Annotated in this window: 19 protein-coding genes and 1 pseudogene; 15 read left to right on the forward strand and 5 right to left on the reverse strand. The window is 62.3% G+C overall.

Annotated features, from left to right (window positions below; translation table 11 throughout):
* The first annotated feature begins 8 nt into the window (after positions 1 to 8).
* The 3 genes and pseudogenes from I6G90_RS13235 (at position 9) to I6G90_RS13245 (ending at position 2,807) form a co-directional block, all read left to right on the forward strand.
* Positions 9 to 1,911: pseudogene (locus tag I6G90_RS13235) on the forward strand (cation:proton antiporter).
* Positions 1,908 to 2,480 carry a DNA-J related domain-containing protein gene (locus I6G90_RS13240; RefSeq protein ID WP_197927854.1) on the forward strand — a complete coding sequence of 191 codons (573 nt, stop codon included), beginning with the start codon at positions 1,908 to 1,910 and terminating at the stop codon, positions 2,478 to 2,480. Before I6G90_RS13235 ends, I6G90_RS13240 begins: the two are co-directional and overlap by 4 nt.
* Before the next feature lie 78 nt (positions 2,481 to 2,558).
* A complete protein-coding gene (locus I6G90_RS13245; RefSeq protein ID WP_042057543.1) occupies positions 2,559 to 2,807 on the forward strand; it encodes a hypothetical protein in 249 nt (82 codons plus the stop codon).
* A 62-nt stretch (positions 2,808 to 2,869) separates the two neighbouring features.
* Here the strand turns inward: I6G90_RS13245 and I6G90_RS13250 are convergent, their stop codons facing one another.
* The gene (locus I6G90_RS13250) at positions 2,870 to 3,382 is read right to left on the reverse strand and encodes a mechanosensitive ion channel domain-containing protein (RefSeq protein WP_005354921.1); all 513 of its coding nucleotides are present in this window, start codon (positions 3,380 to 3,382) and stop codon (positions 2,870 to 2,872) included.
* Between the two features lie 13 nt (positions 3,383 to 3,395).
* Complete coding sequence (gene zntB / locus I6G90_RS13255) at positions 3,396 to 4,361, reverse strand: zinc transporter ZntB (RefSeq protein WP_058053159.1); 966 nt, start codon at positions 4,359 to 4,361, stop codon at positions 3,396 to 3,398.
* A 140-nt stretch (positions 4,362 to 4,501) separates the two neighbouring features.
* On the opposite strand from zntB, the gene I6G90_RS13260 reads away from it, so the two are divergent.
* Both I6G90_RS13260 and I6G90_RS13265 read left to right on the forward strand, forming a co-directional pair.
* Entirely contained in the window at positions 4,502 to 4,951 is a 450-nt protein-coding gene (locus I6G90_RS13260) for a YaiI/YqxD family protein (RefSeq protein ID WP_042656600.1), read from the forward strand.
* 125 nt (positions 4,952 to 5,076) lie between these two features.
* Positions 5,077 to 5,577 carry a metal-dependent hydrolase gene (locus I6G90_RS13265; RefSeq protein ID WP_042057626.1) on the forward strand — a complete coding sequence of 167 codons (501 nt, stop codon included), beginning with the start codon at positions 5,077 to 5,079 and terminating at the stop codon, positions 5,575 to 5,577.
* A gap of 64 nt (positions 5,578 to 5,641) precedes the next feature.
* On the opposite strand, the gene I6G90_RS13270 is transcribed toward I6G90_RS13265, so the two are convergent.
* On the reverse strand, positions 5,642 to 6,847 hold the full coding sequence (locus tag I6G90_RS13270) for a NupC/NupG family nucleoside CNT transporter (protein WP_058053158.1): 1,206 nt from the start codon (positions 6,845 to 6,847) through the stop codon (positions 5,642 to 5,644).
* A gap of 542 nt (positions 6,848 to 7,389) precedes the next feature.
* Between I6G90_RS13270 and dbpA the strand changes: the two genes are divergently transcribed.
* Positions 7,390 to 8,769, forward strand: a complete 1,380-nt coding sequence (dbpA, locus tag I6G90_RS13275; RefSeq protein ID WP_042057548.1) for an ATP-dependent RNA helicase DbpA — start codon at positions 7,390 to 7,392, stop codon at positions 8,767 to 8,769.
* Positions 8,770 to 8,883: 114 nt separating this feature from the next.
* A complete protein-coding gene (locus I6G90_RS13280; protein ID WP_042057550.1) occupies positions 8,884 to 9,174 on the forward strand; it encodes a YkgJ family cysteine cluster protein in 291 nt (96 codons plus the stop codon).
* A gap of 27 nt (positions 9,175 to 9,201) precedes the next feature.
* On the opposite strand, the gene I6G90_RS13285 is transcribed toward I6G90_RS13280, so the two are convergent.
* The gene (locus I6G90_RS13285; RefSeq protein WP_197927856.1) at positions 9,202 to 9,609 is read right to left on the reverse strand and encodes a hypothetical protein; all 408 of its coding nucleotides are present in this window, start codon (positions 9,607 to 9,609) and stop codon (positions 9,202 to 9,204) included.
* A 276-nt stretch (positions 9,610 to 9,885) separates the two neighbouring features.
* On the opposite strand from I6G90_RS13285, the gene I6G90_RS13290 reads away from it, so the two are divergent.
* Complete coding sequence (locus I6G90_RS13290; protein WP_197927858.1) at positions 9,886 to 11,280, forward strand: PepSY-associated TM helix domain-containing protein; 1,395 nt, start codon at positions 9,886 to 9,888, stop codon at positions 11,278 to 11,280.
* A gap of 82 nt (positions 11,281 to 11,362) precedes the next feature.
* Here I6G90_RS13290 and I6G90_RS13295 read toward each other — a convergent pair whose 3' ends face one another.
* Positions 11,363 to 12,268 carry a 1,4-dihydroxy-2-naphthoate polyprenyltransferase gene (locus I6G90_RS13295; protein ID WP_197927860.1) on the reverse strand — a complete coding sequence of 302 codons (906 nt, stop codon included), beginning with the start codon at positions 12,266 to 12,268 and terminating at the stop codon, positions 11,363 to 11,365.
* Positions 12,269 to 12,476: 208 nt separating this feature from the next.
* Here I6G90_RS13295 and I6G90_RS13300 point away from each other — a divergent pair, with 208 nt between their 5' ends.
* Genes I6G90_RS13300 through menE form a run of 7 tightly spaced genes read left to right on the forward strand, consistent with a single transcriptional unit; the run spans position 12,477 to position 19,663 of the window.
* On the forward strand, positions 12,477 to 13,796 hold the full coding sequence (locus I6G90_RS13300; protein ID WP_197927862.1) for an isochorismate synthase: 1,320 nt from the start codon (positions 12,477 to 12,479) through the stop codon (positions 13,794 to 13,796).
* 32 nt (positions 13,797 to 13,828) lie between these two features.
* On the forward strand, positions 13,829 to 15,574 hold the full coding sequence (menD, locus tag I6G90_RS13305; RefSeq protein WP_197927864.1) for a 2-succinyl-5-enolpyruvyl-6-hydroxy-3-cyclohexene-1-carboxylic-acid synthase: 1,746 nt from the start codon (positions 13,829 to 13,831) through the stop codon (positions 15,572 to 15,574).
* Positions 15,534 to 16,331, forward strand: a complete 798-nt coding sequence (gene menH / locus I6G90_RS13310; RefSeq protein WP_197927866.1) for a 2-succinyl-6-hydroxy-2,4-cyclohexadiene-1-carboxylate synthase — start codon at positions 15,534 to 15,536, stop codon at positions 16,329 to 16,331. Before menD ends, menH begins: the two co-directional genes overlap by 41 nt.
* Positions 16,324 to 16,461 carry a hypothetical protein gene (locus tag I6G90_RS13315; protein WP_156135269.1) on the forward strand — a complete coding sequence of 46 codons (138 nt, stop codon included), beginning with the start codon at positions 16,324 to 16,326 and terminating at the stop codon, positions 16,459 to 16,461. The genes menH and I6G90_RS13315 overlap by 8 nt, the downstream gene beginning before the upstream one ends.
* The gene (gene menB / locus I6G90_RS13320; RefSeq protein ID WP_139729934.1) at positions 16,454 to 17,314 is read left to right on the forward strand and encodes a 1,4-dihydroxy-2-naphthoyl-CoA synthase; all 861 of its coding nucleotides are present in this window, start codon (positions 16,454 to 16,456) and stop codon (positions 17,312 to 17,314) included. The genes I6G90_RS13315 and menB overlap by 8 nt, the downstream gene beginning before the upstream one ends.
* Positions 17,314 to 18,243 (forward strand): o-succinylbenzoate synthase, encoded by a 930-nt coding sequence (gene menC / locus I6G90_RS13325; protein WP_197927868.1) that lies wholly within the window; start codon positions 17,314 to 17,316, stop codon positions 18,241 to 18,243. Before menB ends, menC begins: the two co-directional genes overlap by 1 nt.
* A complete protein-coding gene (menE, locus tag I6G90_RS13330; protein ID WP_197927870.1) occupies positions 18,236 to 19,663 on the forward strand; it encodes an o-succinylbenzoate--CoA ligase in 1,428 nt (475 codons plus the stop codon). The genes menC and menE overlap by 8 nt, the downstream gene beginning before the upstream one ends.
* Positions 19,664 to 19,872: the final 209 nt, after the last annotated feature.

The following is a 19,872-nucleotide window of genomic DNA, read 5'->3' on the forward strand; positions in this document are numbered from 1 at the left end:
CAGCCACCATGACGCCGACTGTCGCACATCTCCCCATCCCGGCCATGACGCCCGCGCCTTCGGGTGTCAATCTGACCAACTTAGCCACTACACTAGCTCCATACTCACTGCCTGAATCGAGGTCTGCATGATTGCCCTCTCTCTGGCCGGGATCGCCCTGGTCTCCGTGCTGGCCCAATGGCTCGCCTGGTCGCTACGGGTGCCCGCCATCCTGTTTCTGCTGCTCACCGGCCTGATTCTGGGCCCGATTAGCGGCCTGCTCGACCCCGATGCCCTGCTCGGGGATCTGCTGTTTCCGCTGGTCTCCCTGTCGGTGGCCATCATCCTGTTTGAGGGGGCATTGACCCTCCATCTGGCCGAGCTCAAGGGGATCGGCAAGGTAGTGCGCAATCTCTGCTCCACCGGCATGCTGGTCAGCTTCGCCGTCATCGGCAGCGCCGGTTACTTCCTGCTGGGGCTGGACTGGCGGGTCGCCACCATGCTCGGCGCGGTACTGGTGGTAACGGGCCCAACGGTGATCGCCCCCATGCTCAACGTGATCCGTCCCACCCGGGAGGTGGATCGCATCCTGCGCTGGGAGGGGATCGTCATCGACCCCATCGGCGCCCTGTTTGCGGTGCTGGTGTTCGAGGCGGTGCGCCTCGGCAGTCAGGGGGATCTCATCAGCCATACCCTGCTGGCGCTGGGCAAGACAGTATTGGTCGGTTCCCTGATCGGGGTGGTGGCTGGCTGACCACCCTGCTCATTCGCAAGGACTGGCTACCGGTCAGCCTGCACAAATTCGGCGTGCTGGCACTGGTGCTGGTCACCTTCAGCCTCTCCAACTGGCTAAGCCACGAATCGGGCCTGCTGGCGGTGACCGTGTTCGGCATCTGGCTCGCCAATCAGGAGGGGCTGGATCTGGAAGAGGTGCTGGCATTCAAGGAAGATCTCGCGGTCATCCTTATCTCCAGCCTGTTTATTCTGCTGGCGGCACGCCTCGATCTGGCCCAGCTCTGGCAACTCGGCCCCATGGTGCTGGCACTGCTCTGCATGGTGCAGTTCGTGGCGCGCCCGCTCTGTATACTGGTCTCGACCTGGGGCTCGGATCTCTCCTGGCGAGCTCGCGCCCTGCTGAGCTGGATCGCCCCACGCGGCATCGTCGCGGCGGCGGTCAGTGCCTCATTCGCCATCAGCCTGCATCAGGCCGAGATCCCCGATGCCGACAAGCTGGTGCCGCTGGTGTTTGCGGTGATCATCTCCACCGTGGTGCTGCAGAGCCTCACTTCGGCGCCGCTGGCAAGCCTGCTCAAGATGCGCCAGAGCGCCCCCAACACCTGGCTCATCATAGGGGCCAACTCGGTGGCGCGGGCCATCGGCAAGGCGCTGGCGGATCAGGGTGTGCCGGTGCAACTCTGCGATCCCGCCTGGGAGTTCTGCAAACAGGCGCGGATGAGCAACCTCCCCTGCTACTTCGGCAACCCCCAGTCGGAGCATGCCGAGCTGCACCTGCCACTCACCAGCATCAGTACCGTGCTGGCGCTCTCCCCCAACCGCCACAACAACGCCCTCGGGGTACTGCACTTTGCCCACCTATACGGCGAGGAACAGGTCTACTCCCTGCGATCCAGCGAGCAGCACGGCAAGGCCAACCGGGAGAGCGCCACCTTCCGCGCTCGCCAGAACCTGTTCGGCCCCGACATCAACTATGCCAGGCTGAGCGGCCTGCTGAGCCGGGGTGGACAGATCAAGGCGACCCGCCTGAGCGAGGCATTCGACTGGGGCCAGTATCAGGCCGCCAATCCCGGCGCTATCCCGCTGTTCATCTTGGATGGCAAGGGTAAGCCCCAGATCGTTACCGGCCCCGTCACCCCGCAGGCGGGTGAGCTGCTGATCGCCCTGCAACCGCCCAGAGAGCAGTGTGCCGAATGAGCGAAGCCAACCACAACCCGCTGATTGCCCCGCTGCTGGCGTTGTTGCAGCAGGCGGCGGGCAGCTACAAGGTGCATGAGCTGATGGCCGCTCTGCGCCAGCAGGGGGCGATTCCGGTGCTGGCCGACGATGAGCAGTTGCAGCTGTTTCGGGTCAACTTCCTGATCATGAACGCCCTCTACCAGTTGCAGGCCGAGCTCTGGCAAGAGGGATGGTGGCTGGTGATCAGCACCCTGGATATCCGACTCGAACCGCTGGCCGAGACCCCACAGGCCAGCCACGGCTTTGCCCTTGGCGAAAATCTGCGCGGCTATTACCTCGACTGGCAGGTGTTCTGGCAGACCGACCGTGCCGAGGTCGAAGCCCTGCTCAACCGCTTCTGGCGCGCTTATGACGGGGAGGGGCACAAAGCCGAGGCGCTGGCCCTGTTCGAGCTGAATGAAGGGGCGAGTCAGGAGGCGATCCGCCGCCGCTGGCGGGAGCTGGCGCTGCAGCACCATCCGGATCGGGGCGGCAATGCCGAGACCTTTATCCGCATCCGCTGGGCCTGGCAGTGCCTGCGGGGATAAGCCCGTTGCCGCACTGCTGTTGCCGCATATAAAGGGCAGGCATAGACTGGGAGTGGATATTCCCCAAAGGAGCGCATCATGACAGTCAGTGAACTTCGTAAGCTCTATCAGCAACAGATCCTGCAAGAAGCCGAAATTCTCCACGACGTTGCCATCCCCGGCTGGCTTATCGAATTCAGAGGCAAGGATGGTGCCCTCTACGAGCTGACCGACACCCTCGGCTGCCCGGTCAGTTTCGGCACCGTCGATCAGGCCCGAGAACATGTGCATCTGGTGGCCGACTGCCCGATGCAGGTGGAACATCTCTACCGCTTCTTCGAACGCTAGATCAGCCCCTGCCACACAGCAAAAAGGCTCCTGAGGAGCCTTTTTCTTATTCCGGTTACTTTCTATTCCGGTTGCAGGGGTTCTGCCACCTTGCCCTCCAGCTTCCTGACCGGTTTTTGCAAGATCAGGTTGGCCGGATAGGTGACCAGATCGCCGTTGTCATCCCGTACCCGCACGTAGAACAGGCCAATCTCGGTGATGACGCCGGTGACCGAGTCATCCTTGTCGAGGATGCGGATCCGGTCGCCAATCTTGTAGGGAAAGGCGAAGAAGATGGTGATACTGGCAGTGATGTTGGAGAGGATCGACCACTGGGCCACCATGGCGACCCCCAGTACCGCAAAGAAGGATGACGCGAGCACCACCAGTCGCGAGAAGTCGAGCCCCCACACCCCGGCCAGCACCAGCAAGGTGGCGCAGCCGAGCAGGAAGTGGAACACGTGGGCCACGTAGAGCACCCGGTTCTCGCTCACCTGCCTGCTCTGACCGAGCGCCAGCAAACTCTTGTGAATAAGCCGCCGGATCAGGGTGTGCCCCAGCAACAGCAGCAGGGTCAGGCCAATGGATTGCCACATGGGTTATGCCTCCCTACCACCAACGCCGGTGCTTGAGCCAGATGGCCAGCCCGCTGGCCAGCGCCACCAGGGATCCGCAGAAGACCCAGAAGGCGGTCGGACTCTCGGCCCCCGGAATCCCCCCCAGGTTGATGCCAAACAGACCGGTCAGGAAGCTGGCGGGCAAAAACAGCAGCGCCATTACCGACATCTGGTAGGCGCGGCGGTTGGTCGCCTCCGCCATCAGATTGTTGATCTCGTCCGCCAGCACGGCGGTACGCGCCACTCCGGCATCGAGGTCATCGAGCCAGCGCCGCAACCGGTCGGCGATATCGAGCAGACGGCGGCGGTCATCCTCATCCAGCCAGCTGATCTTCTCGTTGGCGAGGCGCGCCACCAGATCCCGCTGGGGGGAGAGGTAGCGGCGGATCATGATGAGCTGCTTGCGGATCAGCGCCAGGCGGCCATTGGCGGGCAGGTCGCGCATCAGCACCATCTCCTCCAGATCGAGGATCTTGTCGTGCAGCTCCTCGACAAACTCTCCCGCTCTGTCGGTCAGGGCGTCACAGATCTCCACCAGCCAGTCGGCCGGGGTATCGGCGCCGCCCCCCAGCTTGAGCTGGTTGAACACATCCTGCTCGGAGAGCAGCGGGCGACGACGGCTGCTGATGATGAGATCCGGGGTGATGAAGATGCGCAGCGCCACCATCTCTTCGGGCCGGTGATCCTTGTTGTGGTTGATGCCACGCAGGATCAGCAGCACCGTCTCCCCCATCCGCACCAGCTTGGGACGATTGCTCTGGCCGAGCAGCGACTCCTTGGCCGCCTCACCCAACAGCGGGGTTTGCAGCAGCCAGCGCGCCGAATCGGGATGGCCGTAATCCAGATGCAGCCAGCCGGGGCGATCCCCCGGGATCTCGCTTCCCGCCGTCAGCGGCGCCATGCCACCCTTGCCATCCAGGGTCAGGGCATAAATCACTTCACCGGGCACCCGATCCATCTCGTCTCCTTCTCGTTGCATGTGCTGGCCCCAGCTTACACGAAAGGCGGGGCAGACTCAGCCCCGCACCGGCAAGGGGAGGCTTGTGTTAAGATGCCCGCTCTCGTTTTCTCTCCGCTTTCACTACAGGAAACCATGCCATGCCCATCTGGGTCGATGCCGATGCCTGCCCCATTCCGGTCAAGGAGATCCTCTACCGCGCCGCCCACCGCGCTCAGGTCGTCACCACCCTGGTGGCCAATCAGGGATTGCGGGTGCCCCCCTCCCCCTTCATCAAAACCCAGCAGGTAGATAAGGGTTTCGATGTGGCAGATCATGTCATCGCCCAGCAGGTTCAGCCCGGCGATCTGGTGATCACCGGCGATATTCCCCTCGCCTCCTGGGTGATCGATGCCGGTGGCGAGGCGCTCAATCCCCGTGGCGAGATCTACACCCGCGAGACCATCAAGGCGCGGCTCGGCATGCGCAACTTTATGGAAGAGCTGCGCTCGGCCGGTGTGCAGACCGGCGGCCCGGCCCCCTTCAATGCCGCCGACAAACAGCGCTTCGCCAACGCCCTCGACAAGTGGCTGGTCAAAGGCAAGCTGTAAAGAGACCCTAAAGGCGCCCTGTTTGGGCGCTTTTTCGCCGTAACATCCTGATTTTTAAAATAACTGCTGACCACAACCATCAGGCTGGTAAGATGCGCCGCCATCTTGTCCACGCCGTAATCATCATGACCGCCCAAGGGCACCTGCTCTTCTCCGTTACCTGCACCCTGATCGCCCACAAACTGCAGCTCACTCCGGCGCTGGCCGATGCCAGCCTGTGGCAGACCATCCCTGCCGCGCTGGCCAGCGCCCTGCTGCCTGACCTCGACCACCCCAAATCGGTGCTGGGGCAGCGACTGCCGTGGATCTCCAAACCCCTGTCGCGGCTGTTCGGCCATCGCGGCTTCACCCACAGCCTGCTGGCAGTCGCCGCCGCCGTCTGGGGGCTGAACCAGAGCCTGCCGCCGGGCACCCTGCCCGTGGGGGTCAAGGATGCCCTGATCGTCGGCTACCTCAGCCATCTGCTGGGGGATTGGCTCACCCCGGCGGGCATTCCGCTCTTTTGGCCCATCAAGCGCCGCTTCCGGCTGCCGGGCTGGCCACTGCGTAGTGGCGGCGCCCTCGAAACCGGCTTTTGTACCCTCACCCTGCTGGTTGCTGGCTGGTGGTGCGGCTGGCGGCTGTGAGCCAGAAACAAAAAAGCCCCTGACAAAGTCAGGGGCTCAAGCAGTGGCGCGAACCACTAGAGGATCAGATCATGATGCCTGCGATAACCGCAGAGAGCAGGCTGACCAGGGTAGAACCGTAGACCAGCTTCAGACCGAAGCGGGAAACCATGTTGCCCTTCTCTTCGTTCAGCGCTTTTACCGCACCGGCGATGATGCCGATAGAGCTGAAGTTGGCGAAAGAGACCATGAAGATGGAGAGGATGCCGACGGTACGCGGAGAGAGCTCGGCAGCCACTTTGCCCAGATCCATCATCGCCACAAACTCGTTGGTCACCAGCTTGGTCGCCATGATGGAGCCCGCTTGCAGCGCTTCACCACTCGGGATACCCAGGATCCAGGCGATCGGGTAGAACAGGTAGCCCATGACGAACTGGAAGTTCACGCCAAATGCCATCTCGAACAGGTAGTTGACCAGGGCGATCAGAGCGATGAAGCCGACCAGCATGGCACCCACGATAACGGCAACGGTGAAACCGGCCATGATGTACTCGCCCAGCATCTCGAAGAAGTTCTCTTTCTTCGGCGTATGGTGCTCGTCACCTTCGGCAATGGCCTTGATGTCGGTCACGGAGTTATCCGGCTCGTACGGGTTGATCAGAGAGAGCACGATGAAGGTGCTGAACATGTTGAGCACCAGCGCGGCAACCACGTAGCGCGGCTCGATCAGCTGCATGTAAGCACCGACGATGGACATGGAGACGGTAGACATCGCCGTCGCAGCCAGGGTGTACATCTGCTTCTCGTTCAGGTGCGGCAGGATGTTCTTGAGGGCGATGAAGTTCTCGGATTGACCGACGATCATCGAGCTGATGGCGTTGAAAGACTCCAGCTTGCCCATGCCGTTGATCTTGGCCAGCACGGTACCGATACCGCGGATCACCAGCGGCAGCAAGCGGATGTACTGCAGAATACCGATCAGTACGGAGATGAAGACGATGGGCATCAGCACCATCAGGAAGAAGGAGAAGGCCCCTTCGTTAACCAGGCCACCGAACACGAAGTCGGTACCCTGTTTGGCAAACTCCATCAACTTGGTGAAGCCGGCCGCAAAGCCCCCCACCACCGCCAGACCCACTTCGGAGTTCAGCATGAACCAGGCCAGCGCCAGTTCGACCACCAGCAGTTGGCCGATATAACGCAGTTTGATCTGTTTCCAGTTGTGGCGGTTAGCCAGCAAAGCAAGAGCGAGGACCATCACCAGTCCGAGCACAAAGTGAACGTATTCCATACCTGTAGCACCTGAGTGAATTGTAATTTTTGACCGGCGCCATCATAGACATTTGCACATTTAAAAATCAGATAGCCATCACAATCCCGCCCAATAATATGCATGCAGGATAATACAAACGTTTTTAAATTAATTACGCAATGAACTGATATTAATCGCACAACATAGATAACATAAATCCTTTTAAAACATCATGTTGGGCAATGCAGGTGCCGTTTTCATGTTTTTTGAAAATGTTCGAGCAGCATTTTCGCAACATCCATTGCGGCGTAGTCGCTGCTCGTGGAATATTTTTCAGCCAGTATATTGAAATACCGAAATTGGAAAACGTTTATCCGCGATAAATAATTAGATGCGTGTTTGAAAAATAGTCCTTATTACATTGTCAGTGATTGCCCGCGATCGGTTTGGCAACAAATGAACCCGGCATGCATCCTCGTGGCCAACCGTTCAAAAATCCGCCACATCCGGCAGCGCTTTCTGATACAATGCGCGCCCTTGCGCACGGCGCATCCCCGTTTTCTCCGAAATAGAGTCCTTTTGTGAACAACAGCGAATTTAGCAGCCTCAATCTCTCCCCCGCCCTGCAAGAAAACCTCACCAGCCTGGGTTACCTGCAGATGACCCCGATCCAGGCCCAGAGCCTGCCCCTGGTACTCGAAGGCAAAGACCTGATCGCCAAGGCAAAAACCGGTAGCGGCAAGACCGCTGCGTTCGCCCTCGGCCTGCTCTCCCGCCTCAACGTCAACCGTGTCGACGTACAGGCGCTGGTGCTCTGTCCGACCCGCGAACTGGCGGATCAGGTGGCTCAGGAGATCCGTCGTCTGGCGCGCGCCCTGCCCAACGTCAAGCTGGTCACCCTGTGCGGCGGCACCCCGACTGCACCGCAATCCGCCACCCTGAGCTTTGGCGCCCACATCGCCGTCGGCACCCCGGGCCGCATTCTCAAGCATTTGGAGCAGGGCACACTGGAGCTCTCGAGCCTGGAAACGCTGGTGCTGGACGAAGCGGATCGCATGCTGGACATGGGCTTTGGTGAAGACATCAACCGGGTCATCAGCTATGCCCCCGAGCGCCGCCAGACCCTGCTGTTCTCCGCTACCTATCCGGAAGGGATCGCCCAGATGAGCCGCGGCGTGCAGCGCAATCCGGTCGAGGTGAGCGTGGAGTCCCTGCACGAAGGCAGCGCCATCGAACAGAAGCTCTACGAAGTCCCCTTTGGTCAGCGCCTCGATGCCCTCACCTGGCTGCTGAGCCACTACCAGCCCAGCTCCTGCGTGGTGTTCTGCAACACCAAGCGCGCCTGTAACGACGTGGCCGACCATCTGGCCGCCAAGGGCTTCTCGGCGCTGGCGCTGAACGGCGATCTGGAACAGCGCGAGCGGGATCAGGTGCTGGTGCGCTTTGCCAACGGCAGCGCCACCATTCTGGTGGCCACCGACGTGGCGGCCCGTGGTCTCGACATCAAGGAGCTGGGCGCCGTCATCAACTACGAGCTGACCTACGATCCGGAAGTGCACGTGCACCGCATCGGCCGTACCGGTCGTGCCGGCCAGCAGGGTCTGGCTCTGAGCCTCTATCAGCCGAACGAAGCTCAGCGCGTCAACTTCATCGAAGAGTACCAGCAGGCTCCGATGCCGCTGGGTGATCTCGACAGCATCGGCCGCGACATCAAGCCGATCGCGCCGCAGATGGTGACCCTCTCCATCGATGCAGGCCGCAAGACCAAAGTGCGGGCCGGTGACATTCTGGGTGCCCTGACTGGCGAAGGCGGCATTGCCGGCGCCGACGTCGGCAAGATCCAGATCTCCGAGCAGTACTCCTACGTCGCCGTGAAGCGCAGCGTGGCGAGCGCCGCCCTCAAGCGGTTGCAGGAAGGCAAGATCAAGGGGCGCAGCTACCGCGCCCGCAAACTGGGCTAAGGGCGATGGCGGGCAGCATCTCTGCCCGACTTGTCATGAACCACAGCACGGGCGCCTTTGCAGGCGCCTGTTTTTTATCGAAAATGTGCCATTCCGATGGCATGGACAACACAGATGAACAGAGAACCCCAAGCCGAAGTCAGCTGCCAGAACTGCGAAGCCTGCTGCTGCCGCCTCGAAGTGATGCTGTTTACCGATACCGGCGTACCGGATCGCTACGTGGACGAGATAGAGGGACAGGTGCCCGTGATGCACCGACTGGAAGATGGCTGGTGTGCGGCGCTCGACCGCAACACCATGATGTGCCGTATCTACGAGGTGCGACCGCTGATCTGCCGTGAATTCGAAATGGGTGAACCCGACTGCGTTGACGAGCGGGACAAGTGGTTTATCAAGCTGGAGTGAGCCTAGGCCAGGCAGGATGCGAAGTGGTCAAGCGCCCGCTGGTTCGCAGGGAGTGGCTGTGAGCTGCTCCCCCAGCCACTGGATAGCGGCGGCCTCCTGCTCGAAGTAACGCACCGCCCGAAACGGCAGGTCCTTGAAGATGTTATCCGCCAGATAGCGCTTGAAGCCCCCCGCCAGCACCACCGCCAGAAACTGACAGCCACTCTCGGCACACCAGCCAAACTGGCGACGAAAACGGGCCAGTACCTCGGGCCCGGCCGCTTCGAACTCGGTCGCGACCTCGACAATCCCCCAGGGGCGATCCACCAGTCCGGCCAGCTCGTGGCGAAAACCCGCTTCATAGGCCACGGCCCCCGCCAGATTGAAGGGGCCACGCGGGCGACAGATCAGCATCTGGCCCCTGCGCTCCATGTCGAATTGCCCATGTGGCTGCATGACTGCTCCCATTCCGTTACCACCACCGCCTGCAGATTGTTATCACAAGGTAATAATTTATAAAGAAAAGTCCAGCAGCAAACACGCGTCCCCAAAAGCCTTCTCATCCTATCCGGCAAGCCGCCATCACCCTGTCAGCACACCATATCACCGCCATCCCGCACTGAACCGACCTCGAGATGTGTGATTGCAGTTAACGAAACGTTACTGCTATTATCCGCGCCGCCACAAACATTCCACCAGCCGAAAGGTTTACCCCCCCAACAAGGATGTGCAATGAAAAACAGGGACTCGAGTCATTACCAACGGATCTGGCGCTGGCACTTCTACGCCGGTCTCTTTGTCGCTCCTTTCCTGATCCTGCTCTCGCTGACCGGGATCGTCTATCTGTTCAAACCCCAGCTCGACAACCTGATGTACCCCGAGCTGATGAAGGTTGCCCCCGCCAGCCAGGCCCTGAGTGCCGACCAGCTGCTGGCCAAGGCGATGATGACCATGCCCGATGCCAGCCTGCGTAAATATCTGCCGCCTGCCGCTCCCGACCAGAGCGCCCAGTTCATCGTCAATCGGGGCGAACAGGAGCTGACCCTGTTCCTCGATCCCGCCAACGGCGCCCTGCTCGGCACCATGGACAACAAGTGGAATCTGCAGGCAGTGGCCCGCGCCCTGCACGCCGACCTGCTGCTCGGCACCACCGGGGATCGGCTGATCGAACTGGCTGCAGGCTGGGGGCTGGTGCTGCTGCTGAGCGGTCTCTACCTCTGGTGGCCACGCAAGGGGCCCGGGGTGGGCGGCATCCTCTGGCCCAGAGTGAGCCAGCGCGGACGCCTCTGGTGGCGGGATCTGCACGCCGTGGTCGGCTTCTGGGGTGCCGGTTTCCTGCTGCTGTTGCTGCTGAGCGGCATGACCTGGACCGGTTTCTGGGGCGATCAGTTTGCCGCAGTCTGGAACCGCTTCCCCGCCGCCATGTGGAACGAGGTGCCCAAATCGGCACCGCTGGCTCGCAGCCTGAATCAGGCCCACGAACAAACCGTCCCCTGGGCGGTGGAGAACACCCCCATGCCCAGCTCGCAGCCGGTCGATGAAGCGCACGATCATGGCGCCATGAACCACGGCGAACATGAGGGAATGGTGATGGCGAGCCAGCGCATTGCGCTGCAACAGGTGGTCGAGATCGCCAGTGAACGGGGCGTCAAACCGGGTTACAGCATCACCCCGCCGGTCGGCGACACCGGCGTCTACACCATCGCCCTGTTTGCCGACGATCCACGCAACGACGCCACCCTGCATATCGATCAATACAGCGGCAAGGTGCTGGCCGATGTGCGCTGGCAGGATTACGGCCCGGTCGCCAAGACGGTAGAGAGCGGCGTCATGCTGCACATGGGCAAGCTCTACGGCTGGCCCCATCAGCTCGCCATGCTGATCATCTGCCTGATGGTGCTGGCCAGCGCCGTAAGCGGCCTCTGGATCTGGTGGTGCCGCCGCCCGCAGGGCCGTCTCGCCGCGCCGCCGCTGCCCGCCAAACTCCCGCCGATGCGCGGTGCCATCGCCCTGCTGATCCTGCTGGGGATCGCCTTCCCGCTGGTGGGCGCATCCATGATCGCCATCTGGCTGCTGGATACCCTGCTCTTCTCCCGTCGCCCCCTCAAGGTGGCGCGCGCCAGCTAAACCCGACGGCACAGCTGAAAAGAAAAAGGGCTCCCATCTCGGGAGCCCTGTTCATTGTTCGCCTTGGCGTTTGCGCCCCCCGTCAGGAGAGCGCCAACCCGATGGAGAGCAGCAGGCTGAACAGAAACGCGCTGATGGCAGTCTTTTTGAGCGCGCCGGTCAGCACCTCGCCATCGAAGCTCTCGCGCAGGGTACGCGCCGCATCGCTGAGGGGCTTCATGGCGGGCAGGAAGATCCACGGCCAGAAACTGGCGGGCAGGGTCAGGATAAAGGCGATAGTCGCCAGCAGCGCCGCCCCCAGCAGTACCCAGTGATAGGCGATGGCGCGATTGCGGCCAAGGCGCACCGCCAGGGTGATCTTGCCGCTGGCGGCGTCGGTCTCGATGTCGCGCACATTGTTGATATTGAGCACGGCGGTGGCCAGCAAACCACAGGCGGTGGCGGGCAGCAACAGATCCCACTCCAGACTCTTGGTAAAGAGGTAGTAGGAGCCGAGCACCCCCAGCAGACCGAAGAACAGGAACACCGAGATATCGCCAAACCCGCGATAGCCGTAAGGGGTCTTGCCGACGGTGTAGGTCACCGCCGCGACGATGGCCGCGCCACCCAGCACCACAAATGCCAGGATCTGCAGCCACTGACCACCGAAGGCGCAGCCGAGCAACAGCAGGCCGCTGGCCACCGCCGCCAGCGCGGTCAGCGCCATCGCCACGCACATCTGTTTTTTGGTGATGAGGCCGGAGACCACCGCCCGCTGCGGGCCGATCCGCTCGCCGTTGTCGGCGCCGGAGACCGCATCGCCGTAATCGTTGGCCAGATTGGAGAGGATCTGCAGCAGGATGGCGGTCAGCAGCGAGAGCGCCATGATGGTGCCATCGAAGGCACCACGACTGGCAGCCAGCCCCGAGCCCAGCAGGATGGAAGAGCAGGCGAGCGGCAGTGTTCGCAAACGCGCCGCCAGCAACCAAACAGAGAAGGTATTTGTCATATTGTGATGGCCAAACAATCGGATATTGATCGTGTTAAGGGTTATCGAACCGGATTTGGGTATACTTGGCCCCGGAGAGTGAAGCTCCCTCGGGCGATTTACATGGACGAATGGGCAGATAATATATAGGAAATCATCGCCCTTTGGCATAAACCTACGGCATCCTGCTACCGGATCGCTCGTTACTACCCGGCTCAGAAAAGAATCCATGTTGGCTCAGACCCATATCAAGCAACAACTGGACGCCCTGCGTCACAGCAACGTCAGCGGCTTCGTGCGGTTGCGAGTGGCAATCGAGATCCGCTCCTTTCTGGGCTGGCTCGCGGCGCAAACCCTCTATCCCCGCATCTACTGGCAGGCCCGTGGAGAGGATCGTCCCGAGTATGTCGCGCTGGGCGCCATCCATGAACTGACCGAGCCGCACGCCATCAAGCAGGTGTGCGCCAACGCCAGCCAGCATCACGACGACAGCCCCCGCTACTATGGCGGACTGGCGTTCGATCCGGCCCAATCCGGCTGGCAAGGGTTTGGCCCCTGCCGTTTCGTGCTGCCACGCATCGAGCTGGTGCGCCGTGGCGAGTGCGTCAGCCTCTGCCTCAACCTGTGGCTGGATGACCACAATCTCGAGGCCGAACTGCAGGCCGCCGAAGCAGCCCTCGATGCCCTGCGCCCGGAAACCCCGCTGCCCGCCCTGCAAAAGCAGCCCTGGCAGCGACAGGATTGCCCCGGCCCCACCCAGTGGCAGACGCTGGTGGAGCGCGTCACCGCCCCCGATTTTCAGGCCCACACCCCCAAGGTGGTGCTGTCGCGGGAGAGCGTGCTGACCAGCCAGCACGGCAATGGTGATGTGTGTCCCTGGGCCATGCTCGACCAGTGGGCCCGCCACGCTCAGGACTGCTTCCACTTCGGTTTTCAATTCTCCCCCGAGCAGGCCTTTATCGCCTGCTCCCCCGAGCGGCTCTACCGCCGGGAAGGGAGCCACCTCTTTACCGAGGCGCTGGCGGGCACCATCCGCCGCTCCGGCGATGAGGAGGTGGATGCCCAACTGGCCGCCGAGCTGCTGGCCGACAGCAAGAACCGGCTGGAGAACCGGCTGGTGCACGCCGACATCCTGAGCAGGCTGGCGCCGCTGGCCCACGATGCCACCCTGACCGAGCCACGCATTCTCAAATTGCGGCTGCTGCAACATCTCAAGTGCGATATCGAGGCCGAACTCAAGCCCGGTGTCTGCGACTGGCAACTGCTCGACGCCCTCCACCCGACTCCTGCGGTGGGAGGTGCTCCGCGCGAGGCGGCGCTGGCCTTCATCCGCGAGTTCGAACCCTATGACCGGGGCTGGTACGCTGGCGCCTGCGGCATGCTGAGCCGGGAAACCTCTGAGTTCTCGGTCGCCATTCGCAGCGCCCGCATTCAACCGGGCAGCGTCACCCTGTTTGCCGGTGCTGGCATTGTCGCCGGTTCCGAGCCTGCCGCCGAGTGGGCTGAACTCGATAACAAGATCGCCAATGTGCTCTCCCTGCTGGGATAGCCATGACCCCTTTTCAACCCGCGAGAGCCCCTATGCCGATCAGTAAAGAGCCTGCCAGCGAAGAGTTTGCCTGCCCCCCGTTTTCGAGCCAGCACGCCACCTTCAACCACGTCTGGTCCTCCCTCTTGCTGGAGGAGCTCTTTCGCCTCGGGGTACGCGACATCGCGCTGGCCCCCGGCTCCCGCTCTGCGCCGCTGACCATGGCGGCAGCGGCCCATCAGGGCTTTCGCCGTCACCTGCACTTTGACGAGCGCGGCCTCGGCTTTATGGCGCTGGGGCTGGCCAAGGGGAGCAACCGGCCGGTGGCGGTGATCATGACCTCCGGCACAGCCGTGGCCAACCTCTGGCCCGCAGTGGCAGAGGCCCAGCTCACCGGCGTGCCGCTGATTATTCTTTCCGCCGATCGCCCTCACGAGCTTATCGACAACGGCGCCAATCAGGCGATAGACCAGCAGGGGATCTTCGGCCGCTACCCCGTCTATCAACAGAACCTGCCGAGCCCCACCCCGACCATTCCGGCGGCGTTTGTGCTGAGCTCGGTGGATCAAGCCTTGGCCAAACAGGCGCTCACCCCCGGGGTGGTGCACTTCAACTGCATGTACCCCGAGCCGCTCTACCCGGGCGAGCACTATCAGGATTTCTCCGACTATCTGGCCCCCCTCGGCAACTGGCTCAGCTCCCACAGGCCATGGAGCCCGTGGCAGCAAAGCGAGCCGAGCTGCCCGCCGCAACCCGAGTGGCGCGAATGGCAGCACAAGCGCGGGGTAATTGTGGCCGGACGGATCACGGATCCCGAACAGGCACAGACGGTCGCCGCGCTGGCAGAACAACTCGGCTGGCCGCTGCTGGCGGATCTGCAGAGCCAGCTCCGCTGCGATAACCGGAACCTCATCCACATGGATCTGGCGCTCAACGACCCCGAATTCGTCGCCGAGTTGGGCCGCGCCGAGGTGCTGCTGCAATTTGGCGCGCGGCTTGTCTCCAAGCGACTCGGCCAGTTCATCAAGCACCATTCATGGCAGGATTACTGGCTGGTGGATCCGCAACCGGCGCGGCTCGACCCCGACTATCGGCTGCGCAACCGGCTGCTCTGCAGTGCCAGCGCCTTTGCTGCCGCCCATCCGGTCACCACACAAGCCCCTTGGCACAAATTGGCCGAGCAGCAACACAATTCCAGCCAGCAGATCGCCGCTGCCTGCGAGCGCTTCTCCGAGCTCGGGGTCTGCCATCGCCTCAATTCCCTTATCGAAGGGCAACTGTTTGTCGGCAACAGCATGCCAGCCCGACTGATGGATATGCTCGGTGACACGGGCAAGGGGCCGAGCCGGGTGATGACCAACCGCGGCGCCTCCGGCATCGACGGCCTGATCGCCACCACCTATGGCTTTGCCCAGTCGAGCGACCAGCCAACGACCCTGTTGCTTGGCGATCTCAGCGCCCTGCACGATCTCAACAGCTTGGCCCTGCTCGGCAAGGCGAGTCGACCGCTGGTGGTGATCCTGCTCAACAACGATGGCGGCAGCATCTTCCGTATGTTGCCGGTGCCCACCGAAGGGGAGCTGCTGGAGAGCTACTACCGGCTGCCCCACGGCCTCGGTTTCGAACATGCCGCCACCATGTTTGGCCTCGCCTATCGCGCGCCGACCACCCTGGCCGGGTTCGAACAGGATTACTGCGCCGCCCTCAAAGATGGCGTTACCTTGATCGAGATCCGGGTACCGAGCGAGCAGGTAGCCGATGATCTCAAGGCGCTGGGGGCCGCCATCCGTGGCAAATAAAGATACCCATGTGCCGCTGGTGCTGCTGCACGGCCTGCTGGGGGATAGCGGCGACTGGCAACCGGTGATCGACCGGCTGCCCGCCATCCACTGCATCGCCCTCGATCTGCCGGGTCATGGCAGTCATAGCACGCTGACCGTCGATGATTTTGAGCAGAGTCACCAGTGGCTGGTTGCCGAGCTGGCCAGCCGCAATATTGAACACTATCTGCTGGCGGGTTACTCGCTGGGGGGGCGACTGGCGCTCTATCACGCCAGCCGCGAGCCCGCCGGGCTGCAAGGGCTGCTGCTGGAGAACTGCCACCCGGGGCTACCGGCCAGTAAGCGGGCCGCCCGCATCCAGCACGATGAGCAATGGGCGCAGCGTTTCGAGCAGGAGCCCCTGGCTGACGTGCTGGCAGACTGGTATCAACAAGGGGTGTTTGCCGATCTCGACGACGCGGCCCGCGCCCGCCAGATCGCCCGCCGCCTCGACAATGATGGCAAGGCCATCGCCACCATGCTGCACGCCACCTCGCTCGGCAAGCAGCCGGATCTCGCCCCCTGGCTCATGCAGTGCCAGCTGCCGGTCACCTGGGTGAGTGGCAAGCGGGATCACAAATTCCATCAGCTGGCTTGCCAGCTGGCGAGTCAACATCGCAAAATCAACCACTTGGTGCTGGAAGGCGGCCACAACCTGCACGCCCATCAGCCAGAAACCTTTGCCCGACTCCTCGCGGAGTGGGTCAACCAACAAGAAGAGACGAGTCATGATTGAAGCAATGACGGAAGCTGAACTGTACGCACCTGTTCAACATGCCGGGATTGCTCAACGCTGTGCTCAACTCTTTGCTCAACTCGGTGCTCAACTGCGCTCGACCAGATCAGAAGGAAAAAACCATGATTGAAGCAATGACCGAAGCGGAACTGTACGCTCCTGTTGAGTGGCAGGATTGCTCCGCCGGTTACGAGGACATCCTCTATCACAAGTCCGGCGATGGCATTGCCAAGATCACCATCAACCGTCCCCAGGTCCGCAACGCCTTCCGTCCCCGCACCGTCAAAGAGATGCTGCAGGCGCTGGCCGATGCCCGTTATGACGATCATATCGGCACCATCATCCTGACCGGTTTTGGCGAGAAAGCCTTCTGCGCTGGCGGTGACCAGAAGATCCGTGGCGACTACGGTGGATACCGTGATGACGAGGGGACTCACCACCTCAACGTGCTCGACTTCCAGCGCGACATCCGCACCTGCCCGAAACCGGTGGTTGCCATGGTAGCAGGCTACGCGGTCGGTGGCGGTCACGTGCTGCACATGATGTGTGACCTGACCATCGCCGCCGACAACGCCCAGTTTGGCCAGACCGGGCCGAAAGTGGGCTCCTTCGACGGCGGTTGGGGGGCTTCCTACATGGCTCGCATCGTCGGCCAGAAGAAGGCCCGCGAGATCTGGTTCCTCTGCCGCATGTACGATGCGAGCCAAGCCCTCGACATGGGTCTGGTCAACACCGTCGTGCCATTGGCCGAACTGGAGCGCGAAACCGTGCGCTGGTGCCGCGAAATGCTGCAAAACAGCCCGATGGCGCTGCGCTGCCTGAAAGCGGCCCTCAACGCCGACTGTGATGGTCAGGCGGGCTTGCAGGAGCTGGCAGGCAATGCCACCATGCTGTTCTACATGACCGAAGAGGGTCAGGAAGGCCGCAACGCCTTCAACGAAAAACGTCGCCCCGACTTCTCCAAATACAAGCGGAATCCCTGATGACACTAGCCCTGTATCGCTATCAACTGCCTTTTACCCAGCCACTGACCTTTCACGGCAAGGTGGAGGTGGCGCGAGAGGGGCTGTTGGTGCGCATCAACGACGGCTGGGGGGAGATAGCCCCCCTGCCCGGCTTCTCGAAAGAGAGCCTGCAACAGGCAGAGGCGGAAGCCCTTGCCGCGCTGGCGGCCCTGGCCGCCGGCGACACCCCGAACCCCGTGCTGCCGTCGGTGCAATTTGGCCTCGACTGCGCGCGCCGGACATGGCCCGAGCAGCGCAACCCGCTGCCGGAGCCCTATCCCCTCATTCAAGGCTCCCCCCAGGAGCTGCTGCGCAACTGGAAAGAGTGGCTGCACCGCACACCCAGCAAGGCCAAGCTGAAGGTGGCACGCTACCCGATGCGTGACGAGCTGGCGCTGATCCGCCTGCTGTGCGATCGGGTGCCCTCCCTCAAGCTGGTGCTGGATGCTAACCAGGGCTGGACCCGCGAGGAGGCGTGGACCTTCTGTGGCCACCTCGACCCTAATCGCATCGAGTATCTGGAAGACCCCTGCGCCGACTTTGCCGACATCGCCTTTGTCGCCAACCGTACCGGCATGCCGGTGGCGCTGGACGAGCTGCTGGCGCAAGGCAAGCCGTGGGAGCCGATCCCGCAACTGCGCGCACTGGTGCTCAAACCCACCCTGCTCGGTTCACTGGCCAACTGCGAAACGCTGATCGCCCGCGCCCGCGAACTGCGGCTCAAGGTGATCATCTCCTCCTGCTTCGAATCGGATCTGGGCCTGAACCAGCTGTTCCATCTGGCGGGCGAATGGGCACCGGAACAGGCCCCGGGCCTCGATACCCGCCGCTGGATGGCGGGCAATCTGCTGGGGGAAGATGGCAAACCGGATCTGAGCCGACTGGAGAAACTGTATTACCGTGATTGACCCCTCACGCTCACCCGAACAGACGCCTTGCCCGGTACGCCACCGGGCAATCACCACCCCGAACCGCATTGCCATCCACGCCGCCTCGCCCCTCAGTTATCGCCAGCTCGATGCCCGCCTCAACAGCCTGTGCCAACAGCTGGAACAGGCTGGGGTGCGCCGTGGCGATCATCTGGCGGCGGTGGTGCGCGGGTCGCTGGAAGATGTGCTGCTGGCCTGGGCCTGCGTGCGCAGCGGCGTGGTGTTCTGTCCACTCAATCCCGCCTTTCCCCTTGAAAAGCAGCGCGAGCTGGCCACGCAACTCGATGCCGATGCCTTCTGGTCGGCAGGGGAGATCCCGGCAGGAGAGTGGCAACCCTTGCGGCTCGACTTCACGCACGAACTGCCGACAAGCGAGGAAACGTGGCCGCTGGCATCGACCCAGCTCAACAACATGATCCTCACCTCGGGCTCCAGCGGTACGCCGAAAGCGGTGGTGCATCGACTCTGCAACCACCTCGCCTCGGCGCGCGGCTCTGCCACCCTCATTCCCCTCGATGAGGAATCCGGCTGGCTGCTCTCCCTGCCGCTGTTCCATATCGGCGGCTACGCCATCCTGTTTCGGGTCTTTCTGGCGGGCGCAACTCTGGTGCTGGATCAGCGTGAACGGCCCCTCAAGGAGCGGCTGGAGTGCCAGCCCATCACTCACTTGTCCCTGGTGCCGACCCAGCTCTGGCGCCTGCTGGCAGAGGGTTTTGATCCCGCCCGTACCCGATTGCGCGAGTTGCTGCTCGGTGGTGCCGCCATTCCGCAGCCGCTGGTGAGTCGCCTCTGCGCCATGGGGCTCGCACCCAAGGTAAGCTATGGTCTCTCCGAGATGGGCAGTCAGGTCTGCACTGCGATCCCCGGCGATGCCGGTGTGGTTGGCAAACCGCTACCGGGGCGGGAGGTATGCATTCGGGAGCAGGAGATCTGCGTGCGCGGCGCCACCCTGTTTGCCGGTTACTACCGGGCGGGCGAGCTGGAACTGCCGCTCGATGGCGAGGGCTGGTTTCATACCCGCGACAAGGGGCGCTTCACTGCGGCAGGGGAACTGCTGGTGGAGGGGCGTCTCGATAATCTCTTTATCTCGGGCGGTGAGAATATCCAGCCCGAAACCATAGAGCAGCGACTGGTGGATCATCCCGCCATCGCCCAGGCGCTGGTGGTGCCGGTGCCGAGCGACGAGTGGGGGCAACGCCCCGCCGCCTTTATCGACTGGCACGGCGAGCCGGTGCCCTACCCCGAACTGGCCGCCTGGATCCGCAGCGCCCTGCCCGGCTTTATGGTGCCCGACCACTGGCTCCCCTGGCCCGATCTCGGCGGCAATCTCAAACCCTCCCGCCAACGGCTGGGCAAGGTCGCCCGACAACAAACCACTCGGGCACAACAAGCTGAATGAGATCGGACTCACAATTTACCGATCTGCTCTGAAAACACAAAAAGAAACATGTGAGTCCTCACTGCGGCGCCAGCCCACGAAAATTCGATCAGACTCAAAAAGCCATCATCTTATTGATTTATCTGATTTTTAATTGGCGATTGATATCCCTTTGGAACTGGTTAAATTGCCTTGCGATTACTCGCAAGGCAATACACAAACAACAACAA

Source organism: Aeromonas allosaccharophila (assembly GCF_016026615.1).
In the GTDB taxonomy this organism is placed as follows: Bacteria; Pseudomonadota; Gammaproteobacteria; order Enterobacterales; family Aeromonadaceae; genus Aeromonas; species Aeromonas allosaccharophila.

What these genes read in the sequence shown, in the direction of transcription:
- I6G90_RS13240 (WP_197927854.1), top strand. Translation starts at nt 1,908, where the DNA reads ATGAGCGAAGCCAACCACAACCCGCTGATTGCCCCGCTGCTGGCGTTG.
- I6G90_RS13245 (WP_042057543.1), top strand. Translation starts at nt 2,559, where the DNA reads ATGACAGTCAGTGAACTTCGTAAGCTCTATCAGCAACAGATCCTGCAA.
- I6G90_RS13250 (WP_005354921.1), bottom strand. Translation starts at nt 3,382, where the DNA reads ATGTGGCAATCCATTGGCCTGACCCTGCTGCTGTTGCTGGGGCACACC.
- zntB (WP_058053159.1), bottom strand. Translation starts at nt 4,361, where the DNA reads ATGGATCGGGTGCCCGGTGAAGTGATTTATGCCCTGACCCTGGATGGC.
- I6G90_RS13260 (WP_042656600.1), top strand. Translation starts at nt 4,502, where the DNA reads ATGCCCATCTGGGTCGATGCCGATGCCTGCCCCATTCCGGTCAAGGAG.
- I6G90_RS13265 (WP_042057626.1), top strand. Translation starts at nt 5,077, where the DNA reads ATGACCGCCCAAGGGCACCTGCTCTTCTCCGTTACCTGCACCCTGATC.
- I6G90_RS13270 (WP_058053158.1), bottom strand. Translation starts at nt 6,847, where the DNA reads ATGGAATACGTTCACTTTGTGCTCGGACTGGTGATGGTCCTCGCTCTT.
- I6G90_RS13280 (WP_042057550.1), top strand. Translation starts at nt 8,884, where the DNA reads ATGAACAGAGAACCCCAAGCCGAAGTCAGCTGCCAGAACTGCGAAGCC.
- I6G90_RS13285 (WP_197927856.1), bottom strand. Translation starts at nt 9,609, where the DNA reads ATGCAGCCACATGGGCAATTCGACATGGAGCGCAGGGGCCAGATGCTG.
- I6G90_RS13290 (WP_197927858.1), top strand. Translation starts at nt 9,886, where the DNA reads ATGAAAAACAGGGACTCGAGTCATTACCAACGGATCTGGCGCTGGCAC.
- I6G90_RS13295 (WP_197927860.1), bottom strand. Translation starts at nt 12,268, where the DNA reads ATGACAAATACCTTCTCTGTTTGGTTGCTGGCGGCGCGTTTGCGAACA.
- I6G90_RS13300 (WP_197927862.1), top strand. Translation starts at nt 12,477, where the DNA reads ATGTTGGCTCAGACCCATATCAAGCAACAACTGGACGCCCTGCGTCAC.
- menD (WP_197927864.1), top strand. Translation starts at nt 13,829, where the DNA reads ATGCCGATCAGTAAAGAGCCTGCCAGCGAAGAGTTTGCCTGCCCCCCG.
- menH (WP_197927866.1), top strand. Translation starts at nt 15,534, where the DNA reads ATGATCTCAAGGCGCTGGGGGCCGCCATCCGTGGCAAATAAAGATACC.
- I6G90_RS13315 (WP_156135269.1), top strand. Translation starts at nt 16,324, where the DNA reads ATGATTGAAGCAATGACGGAAGCTGAACTGTACGCACCTGTTCAACAT.
- menB (WP_139729934.1), top strand. Translation starts at nt 16,454, where the DNA reads ATGATTGAAGCAATGACCGAAGCGGAACTGTACGCTCCTGTTGAGTGG.
- menC (WP_197927868.1), top strand. Translation starts at nt 17,314, where the DNA reads ATGACACTAGCCCTGTATCGCTATCAACTGCCTTTTACCCAGCCACTG.